This is a genomic window from Candidatus Moraniibacteriota bacterium (assembly GCA_026396275.1).
Lineage (GTDB): Bacteria > Patescibacteriota > Minisyncoccia > Moranbacterales > JAPLXC01 > JAPLXC01.
On sequence record JAPLXC010000022.1, the window covers coordinates 1 to 2100 of the forward strand.

A 2100-nucleotide genomic window follows, 5' to 3' on the forward strand; every position below is an offset into this window, starting at 1 on the left:
TTTGAGCTTGGTTTGGAATAATTCGGGTTTTGACGTTTGGATTTTTGTTTTGTATGGTGAAATGGAAACTAAAGGAAAAAGTTAATATTGATTCTGCAGGCACGATTGACTTGCACCCAGTTGCCTTACAACTTCTTTTTCAGCGAGGAATTGACACTCTGGAAGGAATTAACCGATTCGTTTTTCCAGATTACGAGCGGGATATCTTAGATCCTTTTCTATTTTCCCAAATGAAAAAAGCAGTAGAAAGAGTTCAGCAGGCAAAAGAGAACGGGAAGCCAGTGGCGATTTTTGGCGATTATGATGCCGATGGAATAACTTCCGTGATTATTTTGGAAGAGGTTCTAAATGATCTTGGCATTAACCCGATAGTTTACATTCCTGACAAGAAAAGTGAGGGATATGGAATGAATGAGCGGGCAGTAGAAGAATTAGCCCGCCGGAAAGTGAAATTGATTATCACTGTCGACTGCGGCATTACTAACATCAACGAAGTTGAAAAAGCAAATCAAAAAGGAATAGATGTGATCATTATTGACCACCATCACGTTCCCGCCAATTTGCCCGGGGCGCTGGCAATTATTAATCCACGTCTTTCTGATTCCAGCTATCCTTTTAGAGAACTAGCTGGAGTGGGGGTAGCTTTTAAAGTAGCACAGGCATTGTATCAGATGCTTTTACCGGGAAAAATTGAGCAAACCAAATGGATGCTGGACTTGGTGGCCATCGGAACAGTAGCGGACTGCGTGCCGCTTGTGGGAGAAAACAGAACAGTGGTGAAATACGGCCTTATTGTACTTTCCAAAACCCGCCGGATGGGACTCCGGGAGCTATTTGCCGTAGGAAGAATCGCGGTTGATGAAAGCAACCCGCCTGACACTCGCAAAATATCTTTTCAAATCGCCCCCCGGATTAATGCCGCTGGCCGGATGGATCACGCCAATGTCGCTTACCATTTACTGATAGAAAAAGATCAGGTAAAAGCGCGCACTCGGGCGCTGGAAATAGAGGCCACTAACCAAAAGCGCCAGCAAGTTACTGATCGGGTGGCGGAAGAGGTGCGAATTTTGGCTAATACGATATTTAAAGACAAGAAGTTAATTTTCGCGGTAGGAGAGCATTTTCCGATTGGAGTAGCTGGCTTAGTCGCCGGAAAAATTGCTGAAGAATTCAACAAGCCCACCGCGGTGCTTCAAAAAGGAGAAAAAGAAAGCACTGGTTCTTTCCGAAGCATTCCTCAGATTAATATTATCGAAACAATCGAATCTCTTGGTCGTTGGCTTTTAAAATATGGTGGGCACAGCCAAGCAGCCGGAATTACCGTAACTAATAAAAATCTGGAGAAATTTTACGAAGGACTGAATAAGCTTATTGAAAAAGAACTGGAAGGAAAAGAAATAAGCCCAGAGGTGGAAATCGATGCAGAAATTACGCCGGCGGATGTTGATTTTGAACTGGCTGAAACATTAGAAAAATTTGCGCCTTTCGGAGAAGGAAATCCGGAGCCGGTTTTTTTAATGAAAAATCTTACTGTCGATAAATTAAAAACAGTAGGCAATGGCAATCAACACTTAAAAGTGTATTTGCGGTCAACTGACGGGCCGCCGAAAATATTTGAAGCCATCGGGTTCAATCTTAACGAACAATTCGGGCATTTAAAAGAAAATGATGTGATTGACGTCTTGTTCAATCTCCAACTGGATAACTGGAACGGCAATAAAAAAATTCAATTGAAATTAATTGACTTGAGACCGGCAATAAATAAATAATAATCCATGAGAATAGCGTTAGTTCATGACTACCTTGTCCAGTACGGCGGGGCGGAAAGGGTGCTTGAGTGTTTTGCCGAGCTTTTTCCTTACGCGCCGATTTATACCTTAGTGTATGACAAAGAAGCCATGCACGGAGAATTTTCCGATAAAGACATCCGCACTTCTTTTTTGCAAAGGTTTACGCTCGCTCGCAAAAAACACCGCCTCTTCCCGCCGCTGATGCCGCTGGCGGTTGAGCAATTTGATTTTTCCCGCTATGATATTGTCCTTTCTGATTCTTCCAGTTACGCCAAAGGAATTATCACATCTCCGGAAACTCTTCATATCT

2 protein-coding genes are annotated in these 2100 nt (G+C 43.0%); both read left to right on the top strand.

Annotation, left to right across the window (positions count from 1 at the left end):
* Positions 1–53: 53 nt before the first annotated feature.
* Positions 54–1769: a single-stranded-DNA-specific exonuclease RecJ gene (gene recJ, locus NT136_04315; protein MCX6766154.1), complete on the top strand. Its 1716-nt coding sequence runs from the start codon at positions 54–56 to the stop codon at positions 1767–1769.
* 6 nt (positions 1770–1775) lie between these two features.
* The coding region (locus NT136_04320; GenBank protein ID MCX6766155.1) for a glycosyltransferase family 4 protein at positions 1776–2100 on the top strand (325 nt) is incomplete at its 3' end.

Excerpts from the sequence above, each read along its gene's own strand:
- recJ (MCX6766154.1), top strand. The coding sequence starts at position 54 with ATGGTGAAATGGAAACTAAAGGAAAAAGTTAATATTGATTCTGCAGGC.